This window comes from Mycobacteriales bacterium (genome assembly GCA_040902655.1).
Taxonomy (GTDB): Bacteria; Actinomycetota; Actinomycetes; order Mycobacteriales; family SCTD01; genus SCTD01.
This window is the reverse complement of sequence record JBBDWV010000017.1, coordinates 143,406-161,556: the sequence shown is the minus strand read 5'-3', so window position 1 is coordinate 161,556 and position 18,151 is coordinate 143,406. Positions and strand designations below refer to the sequence as shown.

Here is an 18,151-nt window from a genome sequence, read left to right as displayed (position 1 = left end):
GGGGGGGGATGGCCTTCTGCAGCGGGTTGTGCAGCAGAGGTCATGAAACGGGAAAAGTTGACCTCTCCTGTACACCCCCCGGTGCGGACAACCATCCCCGCCGGGTCCGCTGCCGCCTCATGGCCGGATCATGTCCACGTGCGGCAGGGCAGGGCGGGTCGGCCGGCAGCGGGTCGGCCGGCAGCGGGTCGGCCGGCAGCGGGTCAGTCGCCAGGTCGGTTCAGGCGGTGCGCTTCCTCGACCTCCGCGGCGTCGCGACGCGTGGCTGCTCGAGGAAGGTCTTGACGCCGTCGAGCAGCTCGGCCCGGTCGGCCAGCTGCCCGTCCTTCTCCCAGAGGTGCCGGCCGCACGCGGTGCAGCTGTGCAGCACGAGCGTGCTCCCCCGGGTGGTCACCTCGATGCTCGACATCGGCCGGCGGCAGCAGCTCTGCGGGGCGATGGTGGCGGCAGTGGCAGTGGTGGTGGTCGGCTGAGGCGAGGTCATGGACCTCACCTTCCCACCGGAGCCGCTCCTGCACCATGACCAGAAGGGCTACTTCGGACATCCCCCACTCCGCCGGGCCAGATCGGCCGCGCCGACCAGGCCGGCGTCGTTGCCGAGCGAGGCCAGCCGGATCTCGGCACGCGGCCGGGAGCCCGTCCCGGTCAGCCGCTCGGCGAAGACCCGCCGCGCGGGCCCCAGCAGGAGCTCCCCGGCGTCGGCCACCCCGCCGCCGACGACGAACGCACTGGGATCCAGCACCGCGGCGAGGTCGGCCAGCCCCTGGCCCAACCAGCCGCCGACCACCTCGAAGCAGGCCAGCGCCGCGGCGTCGCCCTCCCGTGCGGCCTGGGTGACCTCGACGGACGCAATGCCTTCGGGCCGACCCTCGCCGAGCTCGAGCAGGCGCGCGCCCCAGCCCGGCCGTACGTCGGCGATCTCCCGGGCCTCCCGCAGCAACGCGCGGCCCGAGCAGTACTGCTCCCAGCAGCCGGACTGGCCGCACCCGCAGCGCCGACCGCCCGGCACCACCTGCAGGTGCCCGAACTCCGCCCCGATGCCGTACCTCCCGCGGTAGAGCCGGCCGTCCAGCACGATGCCGCCGCCGATGCCCGTGCCGACGGCGACGAGCACCAGGTGCGACTCGCCGCGCCCCGCGCCGAAGCGGTACTCCGCCCAGGCGGCGGCGTTCGCGTCGTTCTCCACGACGACCGGCAGCCCGGTCCTGGCCTGCACGGCATCGCGCAGCGGCTCGTCCCGCCACGTCAGGTTGGGCGCCAGCAGCACCCTCGCGCGGTCCGCGTCGACGAACCCGGCGGCGCCCACCCCGACCGCCTCGATCTCCCGGTCCCGGCGCAACTCCTGCACACACCCGGCGATGACGTCCTCGACGTCGGCCGGGCCGGCGGACGGCGTCGGCCTGAGGACACGGGTGAGGATCGTGCCGGCCTCGTCCACGACCCCCGCGGCGACCTTCGTCCCGCCGACGTCGACGCCGATGGTCAGCACGTCAGTCCTCCCGTACGTCGATGCGCTGCACGCCGGGCCGCGACGAGCCCGGTTCCCGTGGAGCGGCGGCAGTACTGGCGGCGCCGGTACTGCCGGCGGCGGTACGCACCGCGGCCACGAAGGACGCGGCGGCATCCAGCAGGTGCTCCACGGTCTCCGGCTGCACCGAACGGATCGCCGCGATGCCCTGACAGACTGGGCAGGCCGAGCACTCGGGCGCCCCCGTCGCAAGCCCGTCGAGGTGGGCGCCGCCGCGCGAGCACACCCACTCCTGCGCCACCGCGAACAGCCGCGCGGCCTCCTCGGCGGCCGAGCCGACCGGCGGCGGGCCGGCAGTCACGGGCGCATCCAGACGGCCGGGTCCGGCTCGAAGCGCACGACCAGCCGCCCGCCGGTCAGGACCGCCCCGGCGATCGTGCAGCGGCGCAGCGCGCTCGGCAGCGCGAGCACCCTGCGGTGCCCCCCGACGGTGACCGCGAGCTCGTCGCCGCTGCGGGTCACCTCGAGGTTTTCCCGGCGGGCCAGCGGCAGGGCCAGCGACAGCTCGAAGCCCTCCGCGCTGCGGCGGACGTCCAGTAGCTGCGGCAGGTCAGGGCAGGGCGCGCCCGGATCGGCCCCGTCGTACAGCTCCTGACCGAGCGCGGTGAGCGCCGCCAGCCCGACCGGCTCGACCGGCCGGTAGGGCGAGACCAGCACCGGCAGCCCGCCGGCGTCGGTGCGGACCGCCTCGAGCTGCGCGGCCTGCGCCGCGGCCCAGCCGGCGACGAAGGGGTCCTGCGACGGCGGGAACACCCGGTTCGCGAGCAGCGCGTCGACGCGGTATCCGTACAGGGCAAGGGAAGTCAGGGTGCGCCGGGCCTCGGCGACGACGACGGCCTCGGGCGTCAGGACCAGCCGGACAGAGGTGGAGTCGGCCGTCAGCACCGCACGCACCTGCAGCAGCTCGCGGTGCAGCCGCTCGACGGTGTCGAAGACGTCCTCGTGCGGCACCGACGGCCCGGAGACCCGGGACAGCAGCGGTCGTACGGCCCGCAGGGCTCGGCGCTGGGCCGGGAAGACCTTCTCGACGTACCAGGTCAGGGCCTCGGGCAGGGCGAGCAGCCGCAGCGTCTCGCCGGTCGGGGCGCAGTCGACGACGACGAGGTCCCACGGGCCGGTGGTGACCTGGCGGGTGACCTCGAGCAGCGCGAGCACCTCCTCGGCACCCGGCAGGACGGTCAGTTCCTCGGCCTGCAGCGCGTCGACGCCGGCCCGCTCGAGCAGCCCGGCGAGGTAGGACTGGATCTGCCGCCAGGTCTGCTCGAAGGCCCGCTGGGCATCGACCTGCATCGCGTAGAGCCCGGTGTCGACCTCGATCGGGGTGGCGCCGAGCGGCACGGCGAAGGCGTCGGCGAGCGAGTGCGCGGAGTCGGTCGACAGCACGAGGACCTTGGTACCGCGGGCGGCCGCCGCTGCGGCGGTGGCCGCCGCCGCGGTGGTCTTGCCGACACCGCCCTTGCCAGTGAACAGCAGGACGCGCGCTGTCGCCGGCCCCACCGTCAGGCCCGCGACTCGACGCGCTTCTTGAGCTCCTTCAGCGCCGAATCCATGATCATCTTCTCGGCCTTGCGCTTGAACATCCCCAGCATCGGCATCGCGATGTCGACGGAGAGCTGATAGGTGACCTCGGTGCCCTCACCCGTCGGCACCAGGGAGTACGACCCGACCTGCGACTTCTGCACCGAGCTCCGGCCGACCAGCTCCCAGCTCACGCCGGTGGCGGTCCAGTCGTACTGCAGGACGTACTCGTCCTTGAGCACACCGGCGTCCATGACGAAGCGGGCCTGCCGCGGCCGGCCGTCCGCTCCGGCCTCGAGCACCTCGGCGCTCTTGATCTGGCCGGTCCACTCGGGGTAGCGGGCGACGTCCGCGATGACCTCCAGCACCTGCTCCGGCGGCATGCTGATGGTGATCGTGGAGCTCGCGACATCCGCCATGGGCCCCGAGGCTAGTACTCCGGCGGGAGAGCGGCGGCGGCCGGGGAGCGGGGGTCGGCCGGGGACAGGCCCAGCCAGCCAGGAGGTCAGCCGACCAGCAGCCCGAGCAGCGCGGTGAGGGCGACCACGGCGAACACGACGGCGCCCGCGAGCATCAGTCGCTGACTGCGGCTCATCCGGGTGAGGTCCCCGAGACCCGGAAGCTCGAGCAGCGGGCCGTCGGACTCGCGCAGCCCGGCCAGGAAGCCGGCCCCGCAGGCGCTGCAGGCATCGCCGCTGAGCGGGTTCGCGGCGCCGCAGGTGACGCAGGGCCAGGTCGGTTCGACCGGGTGCGGCGTCGGTCCGAGGGCGTGCGGCGCGGGCGCCGGCCCGAGGGCGTGCGGCGCGGGCGCCAGCCCGAGCTCGTGGGCGGGCGCCGTCAGCGGATCGAGCACCAGCGGGCGCAGCATCGGCTGGCGCAGCACCGGCACGGGGTCGAGCACCGGCGGGAACGGCTCGGGCGGCGGCGGGCGCAGGTCCGCGTGGCACAGCGTGCACCAGGGCGCGCCGGGGCGGGCGGCGGCCCGGCAGTGCGGGCAGCGGGTGGCGTTCTCCAGCAGGTCTTCCACGGGGTCGTGGTCGGCAGATCCGCAACGTGCCTGTAGCACAAAGGGCTGCACGCTAAGGTCGCACGTCAGGACGCGCTCGATCATCTGGGCCGTCCGCCGCGACTCGACGAGGAGTTCAGGTGCAGGAGTTCGCCACCCCCCCAGCAGTCGAGGTCGCGCCGTCCGCGGCGCTGACGGACATCGTTCTCGAGCGCGCCCGGACAGCGCCCGACCAGGTGGTCTTCACCCGCAAGGTCGACGGCCGCTGGACGCCGGTCACGGCGCGGGAGTTCGCCACCGAGGTCGGCGCCGTCGCGGCCGGGCTGGCCGCCAGTGGCGTGCAGCCCGGCGACCGGGTCGGGCTGATGAGCAAGACGCGGTACGAATGGACGCTCTGCGACTACGCGATCTGGACCGCCGGCGCCGTCACGGTCCCCATCTACGAGACGTCCTCGGCCGAGCAGGTGCAGTGGAACCTCGGCGACTCCGGTGCGGTCGCCGTCATCGTCGAGAGCGCCGGTCACCAGCAGACGCTGGAGCAGGTCCGCGGCTCACTGCCCGATCTCGCCTCCTCCTGGCAGATCGACGCGGGCGGCCTGGAGGAGCTGGCCGCCTCGGGGCGCGACGTGCCCGACAGCGAGCTGGAGGCCCGCCGCGCCACCCTGACCACGGACAGCCTGGCCACCATCATCTACACCTCCGGCACGACCGGGCGACCCAAGGGCTGCGAGCTGACGCACGGCAACCTGCTCGGCACCTGCCGCAGCGCGTCGGTGGTCCTGCCCGAGCTGTTCCACCCGACCGGCTCGACGCTGCTCTTCCTCCCGCTGGCCCACGTCTTCGCCCGGCTGATCCAGGTCGCCTGCGTGGAGAGCGGCGCCCGGATGGGCCACACCGCCGACCTCAAGGCGCTGCTGCCCGACTTCGCCACCTTCCAGCCGACGTTCATCCTGTCGGTGCCGCGGGTCTTCGAGAAGGTCTACAACGGCGCCAAGCAGAAGGCGCACGGCGACGGCAAGGGCGCCATCTTCGACAAGGCCGAGGCCACCGCCATCGCCTACTCCGAGGCGCTGGACGCGGGCCGGCCGGGGCTGGCGCTGAGCCTGAAGCACACGCTGTTCGACAAGCTCGTCTACTCCAAGCTGCGGGCCGCGCTGGGCGGGCAGGTCGCCTGGGCGGTGTCCGGCGGGGCGCCGCTGGGCGCCCGGCTGGGCCACTTCTACCGGGGCATCGGCATCACCATCCTCGAGGGCTGGGGGCTGACCGAGACGACCGCCGCCGGCACCGTGAACACCCCGGCCCAGCTGCGGATCGGCTCCGTCGGCCGGCCCTCCCCCGGCGTCACGATCCGCATCGCCGAGGACGGCGAGATCCTCATGTCGGGCGAGAACGTCTACCAGGGCTACTGGCACAACCCCTCCGCCACCGGCGAGACGGTCGTCGACGGCTGGTTCCACACCGGCGACATCGGCGAGCTGGACGCCGACGGCTTCCTGCGCATCACCGGCCGCAAGAAGGAGCTGATCGTCACCGCCGCCGGCAAGAACGTCGCGCCGGCCGTGCTGGAGGACCGGCTGCGGGCCCACCCGCTGATCAGCCAGTGCATGGTCGTCGGCGATCAGCGCCCGTTCATCGGCTGCCTGGTCACGCTCGACGCCGAGGCGGTGCCGGGCTGGGCCGCGGCCAAGGGCAAGCCCGCGGACGTGGCGACGCTCGCCCAGGACGCCGACCTGCTGGCCGAGCTCCAGCGCGCGGTCGACGAGGCGAACAAGGCGGTGTCGCAGGCGGAGGCGATCCGCAAGTTCGCCGTCCTGCCGGAGGACTGGACGGAGGAGGGCGGCCAGTTGACGCCGTCGCTCAAGCTGAAGCGGTCGGTGGTGATGAAGCAGTACCACAGCGCGGTCGAGGAGCTCTACGCTGGCGGTAACGGCTAGGTCGGGTTCTCCTGGAGGTCCGCTCCCCGAAAGGACGACCGTGGCCCCCGTCCTACTGGCCTCCGGCCTCGTCGTCGACTTCGGTGCCGTGCGCGCCGTGGGCGGCTTCGACCTCTCCGTCGCCGCCGGCGCCTCCGTCGCGCTGGTCGGCCGCAACGGTGCGGGCAAGTCCACGACGATGCGGGTGCTCGCCGGTGTGCTGCCGCCGAGCGCCGGCACCGTGCGCGTCACCGGCATCGAGGCGGCCGACGACCCGGCGGGCGTACGCGCAGCGGTCGGCTACTGCCCGGACGTCGGCGGGCTCATCCCGCGGGCGACGCCGTGGGAGCACCTGCAGCTGGCCGCCCGGCTGCGCGGCATGTACCACTGGCGGGCCCGGGCGAGTGACCTGCTCGACCGGTTCGACCTCGCGGACGCCGCCGACCGGGTGACCGCCGGCTTCTCGCACGGCATGAGCCGCCGGCTGTCGGTCGTCCTCGCAGCTTTCCACGAGCCGCCACTGCTGCTGCTCGACGAGCCGTTCGACGGCGTCGACCCGCTGGGGGTGGACGCGACGCTCGAGGTCGTGCGGGAGGCGCGCGCGCAGGGCGCGGCCGTCCTGATCAGCACGCACCTGCTCGAGCTCGCGGTGCAGGGGTGCCAGGAGGCGGTGGTCCTCACGGGCGGCCGGGTCGTGGGCGCCGCCCCGGCCGCGGAGCTCACCGGCCCCGACGGCGACGCGCGCTACCGCGCGCTCATCTCGTGACCGGTGCACTCGACCAGCTGCAGGCGTTGCTGGTGCTGCGCTGGCAGATGAGCCGCTCGCCCGGGCTGCGGGTCGGCATCGTGCTCGCCGCGCTGGTGGTGGGCTGGCTGGTCATCCTGGTCGCCGGCAGCGGCGACGCCCTCGACCCGGCCGCGCTGGCCACCGCCGTCGAGCTGGCTCCGGTGGCCTACCTCGGCTTCGGAGCGCTCGCGGTCATCGCGCCGCTCACCGCCGGCGGTGGCAACGAGGTGGTGCCGCCCGACCAGCTGGTCGCCCTGCCGGTCCGGCCGGCGACCCAGTTCCTCGGTGGCCTGCTGCTGGCCCCCCTCAACCTGGTCTGGGTCATCCAGCTGCTGGTCCTGGTCGCCCTCACCTCCTATCTCACCCTCGACGGCAGCGCACTGCGCGGCGGGGTGACCACCGGCGCGTACGTCGCCGGTCTCACCGTCGCCGGGCAGACCCTCGCCTGGCTGGTCGTCGGGCTGCGGCACACGCAGGCCGGCCGCCGGGTGGTCGGCGGTCTCGGGATCACCCTGCTCGGCACCGCCGTGCTGGTGATCCGCACCGGCCACGGCCGCGACCTGCTCGACGCCAGCCCGACCCGCAGCGTGGTGGCCGGCGTCGTCGCCGGCGGGGGCGGCCAGCTGGTGCACTGGGGCGTGGTCACGGGGGTGCTGCTCGCAGGCACCGCGATCGGCCTGGGTGCCGGGGTGCGGACCTGCGCCTGGGCGCTGCGCCGTCCCGGTGACGCCGGCCACGTCCGGCACAGCCAGCCGGTACGACGCCGGGCCGCCAAGGCCGGCGCGCTGCGCGAGCTCGTCGCGGTCGACCGGGCCTCGGTCTGGCGGGCTCCGGCGCTGCGCCGGGGCGGCCTGGTCCTGGCGATCCTGCCGGGGCTGATCGCGGCCGGCACGGCGGTCCCGTGGGAGTCGATGATCGTGCTGCCGGGGCTGGTGGCTGCCGGCGCCGGGCTGCTGTTCGGGGTGAACGCCTTCTGCCTGGACGGTTCCGGTGCGGTGTGGCTGGCCTCGCTCCCCCACGACCCGAGGCTGGTCGCCCGCGCGAAGGCTCTGGTGCTGGCCGAGACGGTGCTGGCCGCGACCGTCGTCGCCGCCCTCGCCGGCTCGCTGCGCAGCCCGGGCTCCCCCACCGGCAGTCAACTCGCCGCCATCGTCGCCTCGGGGCTGGCCTGCACCGCGGTCGTGGTGGCCGGCGCGCTGAAGATGTCGGTACGCCGTCCGCACCGGGCCGAGCTGCGCGGCCCCCGTGACGCCGTCGCCCCACCCGGCGCGCTGGCCGTCGCCAGCGCCCGGCTGGCGGTGCCGGTGGCGGTCGTCGGCGTCCTGCTCGGCGCCGCCAGCCAGGCCGGGATCTGGTGGTGGCCGCCGTTGCTGGCCCTGCCGGTACTGCTGCTGGCCGGCCTGTCCGTGCTGCGCAGCCTGCGCCGCTACGCCGACCCGACGGCCCGCGCCGGCATCGTGCAGGCGGTCGCGCACGGCTGACAGCGGGGCAGGCCCGGCGCCGGGTGTCAGCGTTCTTCAGCCAATCTTCAGCTTCGGGCCCTACCGTCGGGCCCATGCGCTGCTGCTGCCTGCCCCGCGGGTGCCGATGACGTCCAGCGCCGTCCGCGCCATGCTGGCCGCGGGGCTGCTGACGGTCGCGGCGGGCCTGGCGCTGATCGGCGGGACGGCCCCGGCGGCCGGTGCGACCGTGGTCACCCGCGGCCTGCCGGTGAACGCGTCGGCGGCGGACGCCAAGGACTTCTCCGCGCACAACTCGCCGGTCGTCACGCGCCACCCGACCGACCCGCGGATGCTCGCGCTGGTCAACCGGGTGGACGCGCCGGTCTTCTCCTGCGCGATGCACACCTCGGCAGACGGCGGCGCGAGCTGGCAGGCCCGGCCGATCCCCTTCCCGGCAGGGGAGGAGCAGCCCGAGCGCTGCTACGCCCCGGACGCCGGCTTCGGCCCGGACGGGACGCTCTACCTCTTCTTCGTCACGCTGAAGGGCTTCGGCAACACCCCGAACGCCGGCTGGACGGTCTCCTCCACCGACCTGGGGCAGACGTTCTCGGTGCCGCGAAAGGCGCTGGGGCCGTTGGCGTTCCAGGCCCGACTGGCCGCGGATCCGGAGCAGGCCGGCCGGCTGTGGCTGACCTGGCTGCAGGTCGGGCAGGTCGGCACCTTCGCCTTCCCCCAGCCGGGCAATCCGATCCTGGCCGCCCGCTCCGACGACGGCGGCGCCACCTGGAGCCCGCCCGAGCAGGTCAGCCCGCCCTCACGCGAGCGGGTGCTGGCCCCGTCGGTCGCGGTCGCCGGCGACCGGCTGTCCGTGCTCTACCTCGACATCGGCCGGGACTCGCTGGACTACGCAGGCGCCCACGAAGGCCGCGGTGGCGAGCCCTACCCCGGTCCCTGGTCCCTGATGCTCGCCCGCTCGGCCGATGCCGGCGCCACCTGGTCGCAGACGGTGGTCGAGGACGCGGTCGTGCCGGCGCAGCGGTTCGTGGTGTTCATCCCGCCCGCGCCGTCGCTGGCGGTGGGCGGCGAGCGGGTGCACGTCGCGTTCAGCGACGCCCGGCTGGGTGACCCGGACGTGCGGGTCTGGACCTCCACCGACGGCGGCGCGAGCTTCGGTCCCGGCCGGCGGGTCAACGACACCCCCGAAGGGGACGGCACCGCGCAGTACCTGCCGCGGCTCGGGCTCGCCCCGGACGGCAGGCTGGACGTCGTCTACTACGACCGGCGGGTTGACCCCGACGACGCGAACAACGAGGTGTCGCTGCAGTCCTCGACCGACGGCGGCGCGAGCTTCGGCCCGCGGATGCTGCTGTCCGACCGGTCCTTCGACGCCCGGATCGGCCCGGGCAGCGAACGCGGCCTGACCGACCTCGGCAGCGGGCTGGGCCTGGTCTCCGGCGACGAGCGGGCACTGGCGGTGTGGACCGACACCCGCGCCGGCACCGAGGCCTCCGGCAAGCAGGACCTGGCCCGTGCGGTCGTGGTCTTCCAGCCGCCGTCGGCGCTGCGCGGTGCACTGCCGTGGCTGGCCGGGCTGGTGGCCGTCGCGGCTGTGGGGCTGTTGTCCGTACGACCGCGGCGCCGGACGGCCGGACGGCCGGCCGGACGTGACAGGGTCACGCTGCAGGCGGCATCGCACGCAGGAGGGCGAGATGGCAGCTAGCACCCGCACGCCCGAGAAGGGCGGCAAGGACCGGCTCGGCCTGTGGATCGGGCTGGCCCTCGGCGCGCTGGTCCTCTGCTACATCGGGGTCCTGGAGATGTCCCGGCCGCACGTCAGCGGCGATGAGCTGCGCTACGACCAGCTGGTCGAGCTGGCCCAGTCGGGCATGCTGGTCAACGCGCACGTCCTGGACGAGGACGCCTACGTCGTCGGGTCCTACATCGCCGAGACGCCGGAGTTCGGCGCCGAGGCGACCCCGAAGGCCTACAACGCCCCGCTGATCCGCGGGACCCAGCGCGATCTGCTGAACCTGTTCATCGAGAGCCGCGTCCCGGTCACCGTCGACCAGCAGGTCGGCAAGCGGGTCGTGTCGCTGGCCAGCATCCTGCTGCCGAGCCTGATGCTGGTCACGCTGTTCGTCTACCTGATCCTGTCCTACCGCCGCGGGACCGGGCTGTTCGGGATCCGCAGCGTCGCCACCCGGTTCGAGGCCGAGGACGGCGGGGTGACCTTCGCCGACGTCGCCGGGCAGGACGCCGCGGTCGCCGAGCTGCGGGAGCTCAAGGAGTTCCTGTCCGACCCGGAGCGGTTCACCGGGATGGGGGTGGCGGTGCCCAAGGGCGTGCTGCTCTACGGCCCGCCCGGCTGCGGCAAGACGCTGCTGGCCAAGGCGCTGGCGAGCGAGGCCGGCGCCGCCTTCTACTCCATCTCCGGGTCGGACTTCGTCGAGCTGTACGCCGGGGTCGGCGCCGCGCGCGTCCGCGAGCTGTTCAAGGAGGCGCGGGCCAACGCCCCCGCGCTGATCTTCGTCGACGAGCTGGACTCGGTCGGGCGGGCCCGCGGCGGCGGCGGGCCGGGCGCGGCGTCCTCGCACGGAGAGCAGGAGCAGGCGCTGAACCAGGTGCTGGCCGAGATGGACGGCTTCTCCACCGGCGAGCGGGTCATCGTGCTGGGTGCGACCAACCGCCCGGACATCCTGGACCAGGCGCTGCTGCGGCCTGGGCGCTTCGACCGCACGATCGGCCTCGAACGCCCCGACGAGACCGCCCGGCGGGCGATCCTGCAGGTGCACGCCCGCCGTACGTCCCTCGGGGTGGACGTCGACCTGGACGCGGTGGCGAACCGCGCGATCGGGCTGACCGGCGCCGACCTGGCCGCGGTGGTCAACGACGCCGCGCTGCTGGCGCTGCGGGCCGAGCGGACCAGCGTGGCGCAGGCCGACCTGGACGCCGCGGTGCAGCGGATCCTGGAGGCCCCGGAGCGGCAGCGCCGGTTGTCGCTGCGGGACAAGGGCATCGGCCGGCGGTCCGGTGCGGAGGAGCGGCTGACCTTCGCCGAGGTGGCCGGGGTCGACGACGCGATCGCCGAGCTGGCCGAGGTCCGCGACTACCTCGCCGATCCGGCCCGGTTCGCCGCGGTCGGCGCCCGGGTGCCGCGCGGGATCCTGCTGTCCGGCCCGCCCGGCTGCGGCAAGACGTTGCTCGCGCGGGCGGTGGCCGGGGAGGCCAACGCCGCCTTCCTGTCGGTGGCCGGCAGCGAGTTCGTCGAGGTCTTCGCCGGCGAGGGCGCCTCCCGGGTGCGGGAGCTGTTCGCCGAGGCCGCCGCGATCGCGCCGGCCATCGTCTTCATCGACGAGATCGACGCGATCGGGGCCCGCCGCTCGACCGGCGCCGCCGACGGCCACCGGGAGCGTGAGCAGACCCTCAACCAGATCCTCGTCGAGCTCGACGGTTTCGCCGGCCGCGCCGGGGTGATCGTGATGGCGGCGACGAACCGGCCGGACATCCTGGATTCCGCGCTGGTGCGCCCCGGCCGCTTCGACCGGCACGTCGCGATCCAGCTGCCCGACCGGGCCGGCCGGTCCGCGATCCTCGCGCTGCACGCCGCGGGCAAGCCGCTCGGACCCGACGTCGACCTGGACAAGGTCGCCGGCATCACCCTCGGCTTCTCCGGCGCCGACCTGGACAACGTGCTGAACGAGGCGGCCCTGCTGGCCGCCCGGCGGGGTAGTCCGGAGATCTCGCTGCCGCTGGTCGAGGAGGCCGTCGAGCGGGCACACGGCGGCGTCGCCTCCCGCGGCACCGTGCTGTCCGAGCACGAACGCGCCGTCGTCGCCCACCACGAGGCGGGGCACGCCCTCGTCGCCTCATTGCTGACCGGCGCCCGCCCGCACCGGCTGTCGATCCTGGCCTCCGGCGGCTCGCTCGGCCGCTGCGTGACCATCGACAGCCACGACCGGGTGATGTTCTCCCGGCCGATGATGCTCGACCAGATGGCGACCCTGCTCGGCGGCTGGGCCGCCGAACGCCTCGTCTTCGACTCCAACGCCTCCGGCGTCGCCAGCGACCTCCAGCGGGTCACCGAGCTGGCCGGGCGGATGGTCCGCGAATTCGGCATGAGCGAGGCCCTCGGCCCGCTGGACTACCGCGACACCGGCGGCCGCTCCCCCGAGGTCGCCCGCCTCGTCGACGCCGAGACCCGCCGGCTGGTCGAGGAGGCCGGCCGGCAGGCGACCGTCCTGCTCACCCACGCCCGCCCGCAGCTGGACGCCCTCGCCGCCGCACTGCTGGAGCGCGAGACGCTCACCGGCGCCGACCTCGCCGACCTGCTGACGCTCCGGGAGCAGGCGACCTGGTAGAGATCGACCCGATAGAGATCGACCCGGTAGCAGTCGATCCGGTCCCCGGTCCAGCCCTCGACGAGGACATTCCCTCCCTTCCCGCGATGACCGTGAGAAGCCCCGGCTTCACAACTGTTTCAGCGTCCGATCAGAGCATCGACCCTTGCTGTGGCGGCTGCGAGCACTGCGCTGTCAATCTCGTCGCCCAGGACGGTTCCGGCCGTTCGAAGAGCGTCCAGCACCCTCCGGACGCGCGCTCGAGCCGTCGTCGCGCTCAGCCCCCACCGCGACGCCTCGCCGACGAGGTCGTCCACGGTGACCGCGGGCAGGTCCACGCAGCCGCCGATGCTCAGAGCGGCACGGGTGCCGATTCTCGGCCACAGCACCGTCGGAACGGTGTCGTACGCCGGCGAGAGCTCCACCTGGCCAGGGGCGCGGTGCAGCAGGGCGATGTTCTTCGCGTGTGCGTCAGCGTTGCCGATCACCACTGTGAGGACGACCTGGTCGAGCAGAGCCCACATCTGCTCGTTCCCACCCCAGGCATCGAGAAGCCCGGCGATGGTCTTCAGGGTGGGTCCGCCGTGCTGCTCGTACTTGGCTCGGCCCCTGGCCCCGTCCGGGTCGGTTCCTGTCGCCTGACAGGCATCTTCCTGGTGCACGCGTACGGCGGGTGCGAGCGCAATCGGATCCACACCGGCCGGCAGCTCGAGACGGTCGAAGCGTGTCACGATGAGGCATTCGGCCTCGCCGATCGTCACGAACTCAGAAGCCGCAGCGGGCAGTCCTGCGGCCCGGGCGAGCTCGAGGCAGGCGTGCTCGGCGCGCACGAGTCCTGGGCGCAGCCGGTCGTCGAGCTTGAGTATGTGGGTGGATGGCCAGCCGTGCACCGGCCGTCCCCAGCCGCCGCCCGGAAGCGCAACCAGCAGCATCTTGTCCTGCAGCCCGGCCACGGAAAGTTCGGAGTCGTCGAACAGCCCCAGCGGATGGTCGCCGAGTTCCCCGACTGCCTGTTCGAGGCCGGCGGTGCCGTACGGCTCGACGATGGGGTCACTGGCCGGCGCCGGAACCTCCGAGACGACCAGCGCGCCGGCCACGTCCCGCCCGAAGCGCGCAAGCATGCCGAGCACGTCGTGGGTCGGTACACCGGCCAGGCCCGCCATGGCCTGCCTGTGCCGCCCCTCGGGCAGCAGGCCGGTGGCGAAGGCCCACCCGTCCAGGGCTGCGGTGCGCAGCGGGAGCGAGCACGACAGCAGCGGGATCCCCAGATCGTGGCTGGCGAGTGCTTCAGCGGTGTAGTGCACGCGGATCTTGCCGATGCCCGGCGCTCTGAGAAACGCCACGTGCTGGTCGTGAAGCCACACCTCGAGCTGCCGCACCCGAACCATCAGGGCGACTGCGCGGCAGCCGACGATGCCGCCGACGGGGTCTGGTCCGGATCGGGCAAGGTCACTACCATCTGCGCGCCGAGCCGGCGCAGGACCAGCAGCACCCGGTCGAGCAGGACCACGGTCAGCCCGGTCTCCATCCGCGCCAGATAGGTGCGGGCGATGCCCGTCTGCTCGGCCAGCTCCACCTGGCTGAGCCCGCACCGGCGTCGAGCCTCCGCGACGGCGATCCCGAGCTCCGCAGCCGTGCGTACCGTGACCTGCTTGCCCATCGCCGGCCTCCTGTGCGTAGTCCGGCACATGCCAGCCTGGAAAAGGGATGTGCGTTTTTCGGCACAGTATGTTCTTCGGTGCGGTTGTGCAATTATCCGCCCAGGCGGGTGTCCGCGGCGGTCGGCGTCTTGCGCCGCGGTCCCCGGGCCCCGCGCTGCGCACCGTCGTCGTGGCCGACGACCTGGACGAGCTGCGTGGGCCGCTGACCGGCCGCCACCGGCTTCCCCACCACCTGGACGCCTCCGCGCGCCACCTGTACGACTTCGCCGACGAGCAGTGGCGCGAGCTGGCCTACCGGACCGTGTTGATGGAAGCCGGCAACTCGTCCGTCGCATCCTCGCCGCCACCTGCAGAACGGCATGAGCGAAGCCGACCTCACCATGAGGCTGGCGAGGACGCACTCCGCCAAGGAGACCCCGTCCGAGCATCACAACGCCCGCGCTGGCGGGCAGGTAAGGCCCGTTAGCACTTGCCGTCGTGGTACCGCCCGTAGTACCATAGCGTGGGATGGCGTCGGTACCGAAGATCGTGACGGCGATGAGGAGCAACCCTCGGAATGTGCCCTACATCGATCTCCTCAAAGTGTGCGAGCACCACTTCGGGCCACCCCGGCAGAGCCGGTCGTCCCACGCCGTGTTCAAGACGCCATGGGCAGGCGACCCGCGCGTGAACATCCAAAACGACAGGGGCAAGGCGAAGACCTACCAGGTCCGCCAGGTTCTCGCCGCGATCGACAAGAAGGACGCGAAGTGACCGAAACCCAGAACCCGATCGACGCGCGGCACTACACCTACCGCGTGACGTGGTCGGCAGAAGACGGCGAGTACCTCGCCACCTGCCTGGAGTTCCCGTCCCTGTCCTGGCTCGACAGTTCCCGCGCCGAGGCGATGGACGGCCTGGAGTGCCTGATCACAGAAGTCGTCGAAGACATGCACAACAACGGCGAGAAGGCGCCTGTGCCGCTGGCCGAGCGCAAGTTCTCCGGAACCTTCAACGTCCGCATCGGAGAGCACCTCCACCGTAACCTCGCCATGCACGCGGCAGAGGAAAGCATGAGCCTCAACCAGTACGTTGTGAAGAAACTCGCCTCAGCCTGACCAGCAGCACACAGCCCGCTGGCGGCAGCGCACGGCGGCAGTCGCCCGGCCACCACATAGCGTCACCGTGCACTGTCCGGCATGACGAGGTTGACCGACCTGCTGCGGACGAGGGCGCACGAGCCGCGGACGGGCCGAAGCCGCTGATCGGCTGTGGCGCTGGGCAAGCTCAGCTTCGGCGGCAGAGCCCCACAGCTGATCTTGTGTGCCGGGCGCCGTTGATCGGCTGTGGGGAGCCGCGCGCTCAGCCCGGGCGCGCGGGCGACACAGCCGATCATGGGCAGCACGGGACTACCCACAGCTCGAGCGCGCTGACGTGTACCGCCAGCCTGACTGGTACAACTCGGTAGGCTGAAGTACATTTTGTACGTGAACTCCTCGGTGCCAGATCTCGCCGTCTCCGACGCCCGTCAGCAGCTGGCGGCGATCATCGACCGTGCACGCGCCGAGCACGCCCCGGTCTACCTGGCTCGGCGGGGCAAGCGGGTGGCCGCGGTCATCGATGCCGAGGACCTCGAGCGCCTCCTCGAACTCGCTGAGGACATGGCCGACATCCGGGCCGCTGAGGCGGCACGTGCAGAGATGCGAGCGACGGGCGAGTCGCCGATCCCCTGGGAGCAGGTCAAGGCAGACCTCGGGCTGGCATGACCTACCTCGTCACCCTGTCGCCGATGGCGACGCGGCAGCTGCGCACGCTCGACGCTGCGGCGCGGCGCCGCATTCAGGCCGCTCTCGAACTTCTTGCCGAGCAACCCCGGCCACCCTCTGCGACGCAGCTCGTCGGGGGCGCAGGAGAGTGGCGGGTCCGCACCGGCGACTACCGGATCGTGTACGAGATCGAGGACGACCAGCTGCTGGTCCTCGTCCTGCGGCTCGGGCACCGGCGCGAGGTCTACCAGTCCCGCTGACACCGTCGTCCTGTCGACGCCGGCCCCTGCACGACCGTGCACGCCTGGGTCAGGGACGTACTCGCAGGTTGACCAGGTTGGCCGGTAGGTCGGGTGACCGCCCGCCGCCACCCTCCCCCGGCACCTGCCAGCAGCTCCTCGTCCGGCAAGAGCGCGCCGGCCTAGGCGTTGCGGAAGTAGGTCTCGCGTTCGCGGGCGGCGCAGCTGGGGCAGTTCTCGCCGTGGGTGTGGATGAGTCGCTCGATGCCGCACTGCAACGGCCGCAGGTCGCTGGTGACCACCAGGGTGATGGCGCCGGCGGCGACGGCGTCCAGCCGCAGGCCGCCGAATTCCGGTGGCGCGGCCAGGATGACGGCGCAGTCGGGGACGATCTGGTGCAGCTCGCCGACGATCCGCAGCCCGTACGTTGCGGCCGAGGCCAGGTCGACCACGGCCAGGTCGGGCCGGGCGGCCGCGGCGGCGGCCAGCACCTGGGTGCCGGTGCGTACGGTCGCGGCGATCCGCAGCCCGTACAGGTCGGCGAGGGTGTGCACCATCGCCGCGGCCACCGCCGGTTGACTCTCGCAGATCACCGCCACCAGCCCCGCCCCGTCGGTCACCATGTGCTCACAGTCCCAGCCGTTCCTGAAGATGACCTGAAGAACTAGATGTTTTCTACACTCACTGGCAGGCAGAGCACGAAGGCGCCGTCGCGGTGGACCAGCTTCCCGCCCAGGACGTGGGCCAGGTCGCGCCCGATCGGCAGGCCCAGGCCGCTGCCGCCTTCGCCGTCCAGGCTGACGAAGCGCTCGAAGATGCGGTCCTGCATGCCTTCCGGTACGCCCGGCCCGTCGTCGGCGACCCGTACGTCCACGCAGGCCCGGCCGGGCTGGATCGCCACGTCGATCCGCGCGTGGGCGTGCCGGCGGGCGTTGTCGAGCAGGTTGGCCACGATCTCCCGGACGGCGCTGTCGTCGGCCACGACGTTCCAGCTCAGTGCGGGGGCACGTAGCACGACGTCCAGCTGCGGGGCCAGGCTCCACAGCCGGTTGATCTCCTCCCGGCAGAGCGCGACCAGGTCGATCTCGGCCGGCCGCAGCACGGTCCCGGCCCCCAGCCGGGACAACGTCCGCAGGTCGGCCTCGAGCCGGGTCAGCCGGGAGGCCTCCTGCAGCAGACTGTCGGACAACTCCTCCTGACCGGCCGCCCCGCGCAGCAGCGCCTCCGCGCACGCCTGCACCGCCGCCAACGGGGTGCGCAGCTGATGCGCGGCATCGGCCAGGAACTGCCGGTGCGCCCGATGCACCGCCACGGTGTGCGCCAGCGCCGCCTCCAGCTCATCGACGGTCGCGGCCAGCAGGCGCAGCTCGAGCTCCCGGTCGGCGGCACCGCCGGCCGGGGCTCCACCCCGCTCAGCCACTCCCGCCCCGGCCGGCCGACCGGCGGCCCAGCCGGGTGCCCAGCCACATCGTCAGCGCTCCGGCGGCGAACACCCCGACCGCGGCGCCGGCGACCAGGCTGCTGGCCGCCGGGCCCGCCGCCGCAGCCGGCCCGTCCTCTTCGTGCGAGCCGGGTGTTGCGGCCGCGCCGCCGGCACCGTCGCCGGCTTCGATCTGGAAGGAGGCCCGGGCGGTGCCACCGACCCCGCCACCGGGCTGGCGGGACAGCGCGGTCAGCACATACAGCCCCGGCTCGCCGTCCGGGACGGTGATCGGGATGGAGAAGCTCGGACCGTTGCCCGTACCGAGCAGCGCGCCCTGCAGGCCGTTCCAGCGGATCTCCACCGGAGCGCCGTCGAAGTTGTCCCCCAGCACGGTGACCTGCCCGCCGGCCGGGCCGGACGCCCGCGGCTGCACCGCCACGATCGTCGGCTGCGGCACACACGCCCACGCGGTGGCCGCCACCGCCATCGACAGCAACAGCCCCACGGCCGCCATCGCCCGGGTCAACGGCGTCGTGATCGGCAGCAGCATGG

20 protein-coding genes are annotated in these 18,151 nt (G+C 73.3%); 9 read left to right on the top strand and 11 right to left on the bottom strand.

Annotation, left to right across the window (positions count from 1 at the left end):
- Nucleotides 1–220 precede the first annotated feature (220 nt).
- The 6 genes from WD794_05565 to WD794_05540 form a co-directional block, all read right to left on the bottom strand.
- Nucleotides 221–484, bottom strand: a complete 264-nt coding sequence (locus WD794_05565) for a hypothetical protein (GenBank protein ID MEX2289780.1) — start codon at nucleotides 482–484, stop codon at nucleotides 221–223.
- A 48-nt stretch (nucleotides 485–532) separates the two neighbouring features.
- Nucleotides 533–1,489, bottom strand: coding sequence for an ROK family glucokinase (locus tag WD794_05560; GenBank protein MEX2289779.1), 957 nt, complete (start codon nucleotides 1,487–1,489; stop codon nucleotides 533–535).
- Nucleotide 1,490: 1 nt separating this feature from the next.
- Nucleotides 1,491–1,829: a hypothetical protein gene (locus WD794_05555; protein MEX2289778.1), complete on the bottom strand. Its 339-nt coding sequence runs from the start codon at nucleotides 1,827–1,829 to the stop codon at nucleotides 1,491–1,493.
- Nucleotides 1,826–3,025, bottom strand: coding sequence for an ArsA family ATPase (locus tag WD794_05550; GenBank protein ID MEX2289777.1), 1,200 nt, complete (start codon nucleotides 3,023–3,025; stop codon nucleotides 1,826–1,828). The genes WD794_05555 and WD794_05550 overlap by 4 nt, the downstream gene beginning before the upstream one ends.
- 2 nt (nucleotides 3,026–3,027) lie before the next feature.
- On the bottom strand, nucleotides 3,028–3,465 hold the full coding sequence (locus WD794_05545) for an SRPBCC family protein (protein MEX2289776.1): 438 nt from the start codon (nucleotides 3,463–3,465) through the stop codon (nucleotides 3,028–3,030).
- Between the two features lie 86 nt (nucleotides 3,466–3,551).
- Nucleotides 3,552–4,073: a hypothetical protein gene (locus WD794_05540; protein ID MEX2289775.1), complete on the bottom strand. Its 522-nt coding sequence runs from the start codon at nucleotides 4,071–4,073 to the stop codon at nucleotides 3,552–3,554.
- Between the two features lie 170 nt (nucleotides 4,074–4,243).
- Here WD794_05540 and WD794_05535 point away from each other — a divergent pair, with 170 nt between their 5' ends.
- The 5 genes from WD794_05535 to WD794_05515 all read left to right on the top strand — a co-directional run bounded on the left by WD794_05535 (nucleotide 4,244) and on the right by WD794_05515 (nucleotide 12,552).
- The gene (locus WD794_05535) at nucleotides 4,244–5,986 is read left to right on the top strand and encodes a long-chain fatty acid--CoA ligase (protein MEX2289774.1); all 1,743 of its coding nucleotides are present in this window, start codon (nucleotides 4,244–4,246) and stop codon (nucleotides 5,984–5,986) included.
- A 40-nt stretch (nucleotides 5,987–6,026) separates the two neighbouring features.
- Entirely contained in the window at nucleotides 6,027–6,731 is a 705-nt protein-coding gene (locus WD794_05530; protein MEX2289773.1) for an ABC transporter ATP-binding protein, read from the top strand.
- Complete coding sequence (locus WD794_05525) at nucleotides 6,728–8,233, top strand: hypothetical protein (GenBank protein ID MEX2289772.1); 1,506 nt, start codon at nucleotides 6,728–6,730, stop codon at nucleotides 8,231–8,233. The genes WD794_05530 and WD794_05525 overlap by 4 nt, the downstream gene beginning before the upstream one ends.
- A gap of 106 nt (nucleotides 8,234–8,339) precedes the next feature.
- On the top strand, nucleotides 8,340–9,914 hold the full coding sequence (locus WD794_05520) for a sialidase family protein (GenBank protein ID MEX2289771.1): 1,575 nt from the start codon (nucleotides 8,340–8,342) through the stop codon (nucleotides 9,912–9,914).
- Nucleotides 9,904–12,552, top strand: a complete 2,649-nt coding sequence (locus tag WD794_05515) for an AAA family ATPase (protein ID MEX2289770.1) — start codon at nucleotides 9,904–9,906, stop codon at nucleotides 12,550–12,552. The genes WD794_05520 and WD794_05515 overlap by 11 nt, the downstream gene beginning before the upstream one ends.
- Before the next feature lie 119 nt (nucleotides 12,553–12,671).
- Here WD794_05515 and WD794_05510 read toward each other — a convergent pair whose 3' ends face one another.
- Both WD794_05510 and WD794_05505 read right to left on the bottom strand, forming a co-directional pair.
- The gene (locus tag WD794_05510; protein MEX2289769.1) at nucleotides 12,672–13,919 is read right to left on the bottom strand and encodes a HipA domain-containing protein; all 1,248 of its coding nucleotides are present in this window, start codon (nucleotides 13,917–13,919) and stop codon (nucleotides 12,672–12,674) included.
- Nucleotides 13,919–14,191 (bottom strand): helix-turn-helix transcriptional regulator, encoded by a 273-nt coding sequence (locus WD794_05505; protein MEX2289768.1) that lies wholly within the window; start codon nucleotides 14,189–14,191, stop codon nucleotides 13,919–13,921. Before WD794_05505 ends, WD794_05510 begins: the two co-directional genes overlap by 1 nt.
- 559 nt (nucleotides 14,192–14,750) lie before the next feature.
- On the opposite strand from WD794_05505, the gene WD794_05500 reads away from it, so the two are divergent.
- The 4 genes from WD794_05500 to WD794_05485 all read left to right on the top strand — a co-directional run bounded on the left by WD794_05500 (nucleotide 14,751) and on the right by WD794_05485 (nucleotide 16,197).
- Nucleotides 14,751–14,945, top strand: a complete 195-nt coding sequence (locus tag WD794_05500) for a hypothetical protein (GenBank protein ID MEX2289767.1) — start codon at nucleotides 14,751–14,753, stop codon at nucleotides 14,943–14,945.
- Nucleotides 14,942–15,289, top strand: a complete 348-nt coding sequence (locus WD794_05495) for a type II toxin-antitoxin system HicB family antitoxin (GenBank protein MEX2289766.1) — start codon at nucleotides 14,942–14,944, stop codon at nucleotides 15,287–15,289. The genes WD794_05500 and WD794_05495 overlap by 4 nt, the downstream gene beginning before the upstream one ends.
- Nucleotides 15,290–15,658: 369 nt before the next feature.
- Nucleotides 15,659–15,937: a type II toxin-antitoxin system Phd/YefM family antitoxin gene (locus WD794_05490; GenBank protein MEX2289765.1), complete on the top strand. Its 279-nt coding sequence runs from the start codon at nucleotides 15,659–15,661 to the stop codon at nucleotides 15,935–15,937.
- Nucleotides 15,934–16,197 (top strand): type II toxin-antitoxin system RelE/ParE family toxin, encoded by a 264-nt coding sequence (locus tag WD794_05485; GenBank protein MEX2289764.1) that lies wholly within the window; start codon nucleotides 15,934–15,936, stop codon nucleotides 16,195–16,197. The genes WD794_05490 and WD794_05485 overlap by 4 nt, the downstream gene beginning before the upstream one ends.
- A 161-nt stretch (nucleotides 16,198–16,358) precedes the next feature.
- Here WD794_05485 and WD794_05480 read toward each other — a convergent pair whose 3' ends face one another.
- From WD794_05480 to WD794_05470, 3 genes are read right to left on the bottom strand one after another with little or no spacing between them, the layout of a single operon-like run.
- A complete protein-coding gene (locus WD794_05480) occupies nucleotides 16,359–16,799 on the bottom strand; it encodes a hypothetical protein (protein ID MEX2289763.1) in 441 nt (146 codons plus the stop codon).
- A gap of 41 nt (nucleotides 16,800–16,840) precedes the next feature.
- Nucleotides 16,841–17,596 (bottom strand): HAMP domain-containing sensor histidine kinase, encoded by a 756-nt coding sequence (locus tag WD794_05475; GenBank protein ID MEX2289762.1) that lies wholly within the window; start codon nucleotides 17,594–17,596, stop codon nucleotides 16,841–16,843.
- Nucleotides 17,589–18,149, bottom strand: a complete 561-nt coding sequence (locus WD794_05470) for a hypothetical protein (protein MEX2289761.1) — start codon at nucleotides 18,147–18,149, stop codon at nucleotides 17,589–17,591. The genes WD794_05475 and WD794_05470 overlap by 8 nt, the downstream gene beginning before the upstream one ends.
- Between the last annotated feature and the right edge of the window lie 2 nt (nucleotides 18,150–18,151).

What these genes read in the sequence shown, in the direction of transcription:
- WD794_05565 (MEX2289780.1), bottom strand. Translation starts at nt 484, where the DNA reads ATGACCTCGCCTCAGCCGACCACCACCACTGCCACTGCCGCCACCATC.
- WD794_05545 (MEX2289776.1), bottom strand. Translation starts at nt 3,465, where the DNA reads ATGGCGGATGTCGCGAGCTCCACGATCACCATCAGCATGCCGCCGGAG.
- WD794_05520 (MEX2289771.1), top strand. Translation starts at nt 8,340, where the DNA reads ATGACGTCCAGCGCCGTCCGCGCCATGCTGGCCGCGGGGCTGCTGACG.
- WD794_05515 (MEX2289770.1), top strand. Translation starts at nt 9,904, where the DNA reads ATGGCAGCTAGCACCCGCACGCCCGAGAAGGGCGGCAAGGACCGGCTC.
- WD794_05510 (MEX2289769.1), bottom strand. Translation starts at nt 13,919, where the DNA reads ATGGTTCGGGTGCGGCAGCTCGAGGTGTGGCTTCACGACCAGCACGTG.
- WD794_05505 (MEX2289768.1), bottom strand. Translation starts at nt 14,191, where the DNA reads ATGGGCAAGCAGGTCACGGTACGCACGGCTGCGGAGCTCGGGATCGCC.
- WD794_05485 (MEX2289764.1), top strand. Translation starts at nt 15,934, where the DNA reads ATGACCTACCTCGTCACCCTGTCGCCGATGGCGACGCGGCAGCTGCGC.
- WD794_05480 (MEX2289763.1), bottom strand. Translation starts at nt 16,799, where the DNA reads ATGGTGACCGACGGGGCGGGGCTGGTGGCGGTGATCTGCGAGAGTCAA.
- WD794_05470 (MEX2289761.1), bottom strand. Translation starts at nt 18,149, where the DNA reads ATGCTGCTGCCGATCACGACGCCGTTGACCCGGGCGATGGCGGCCGTG.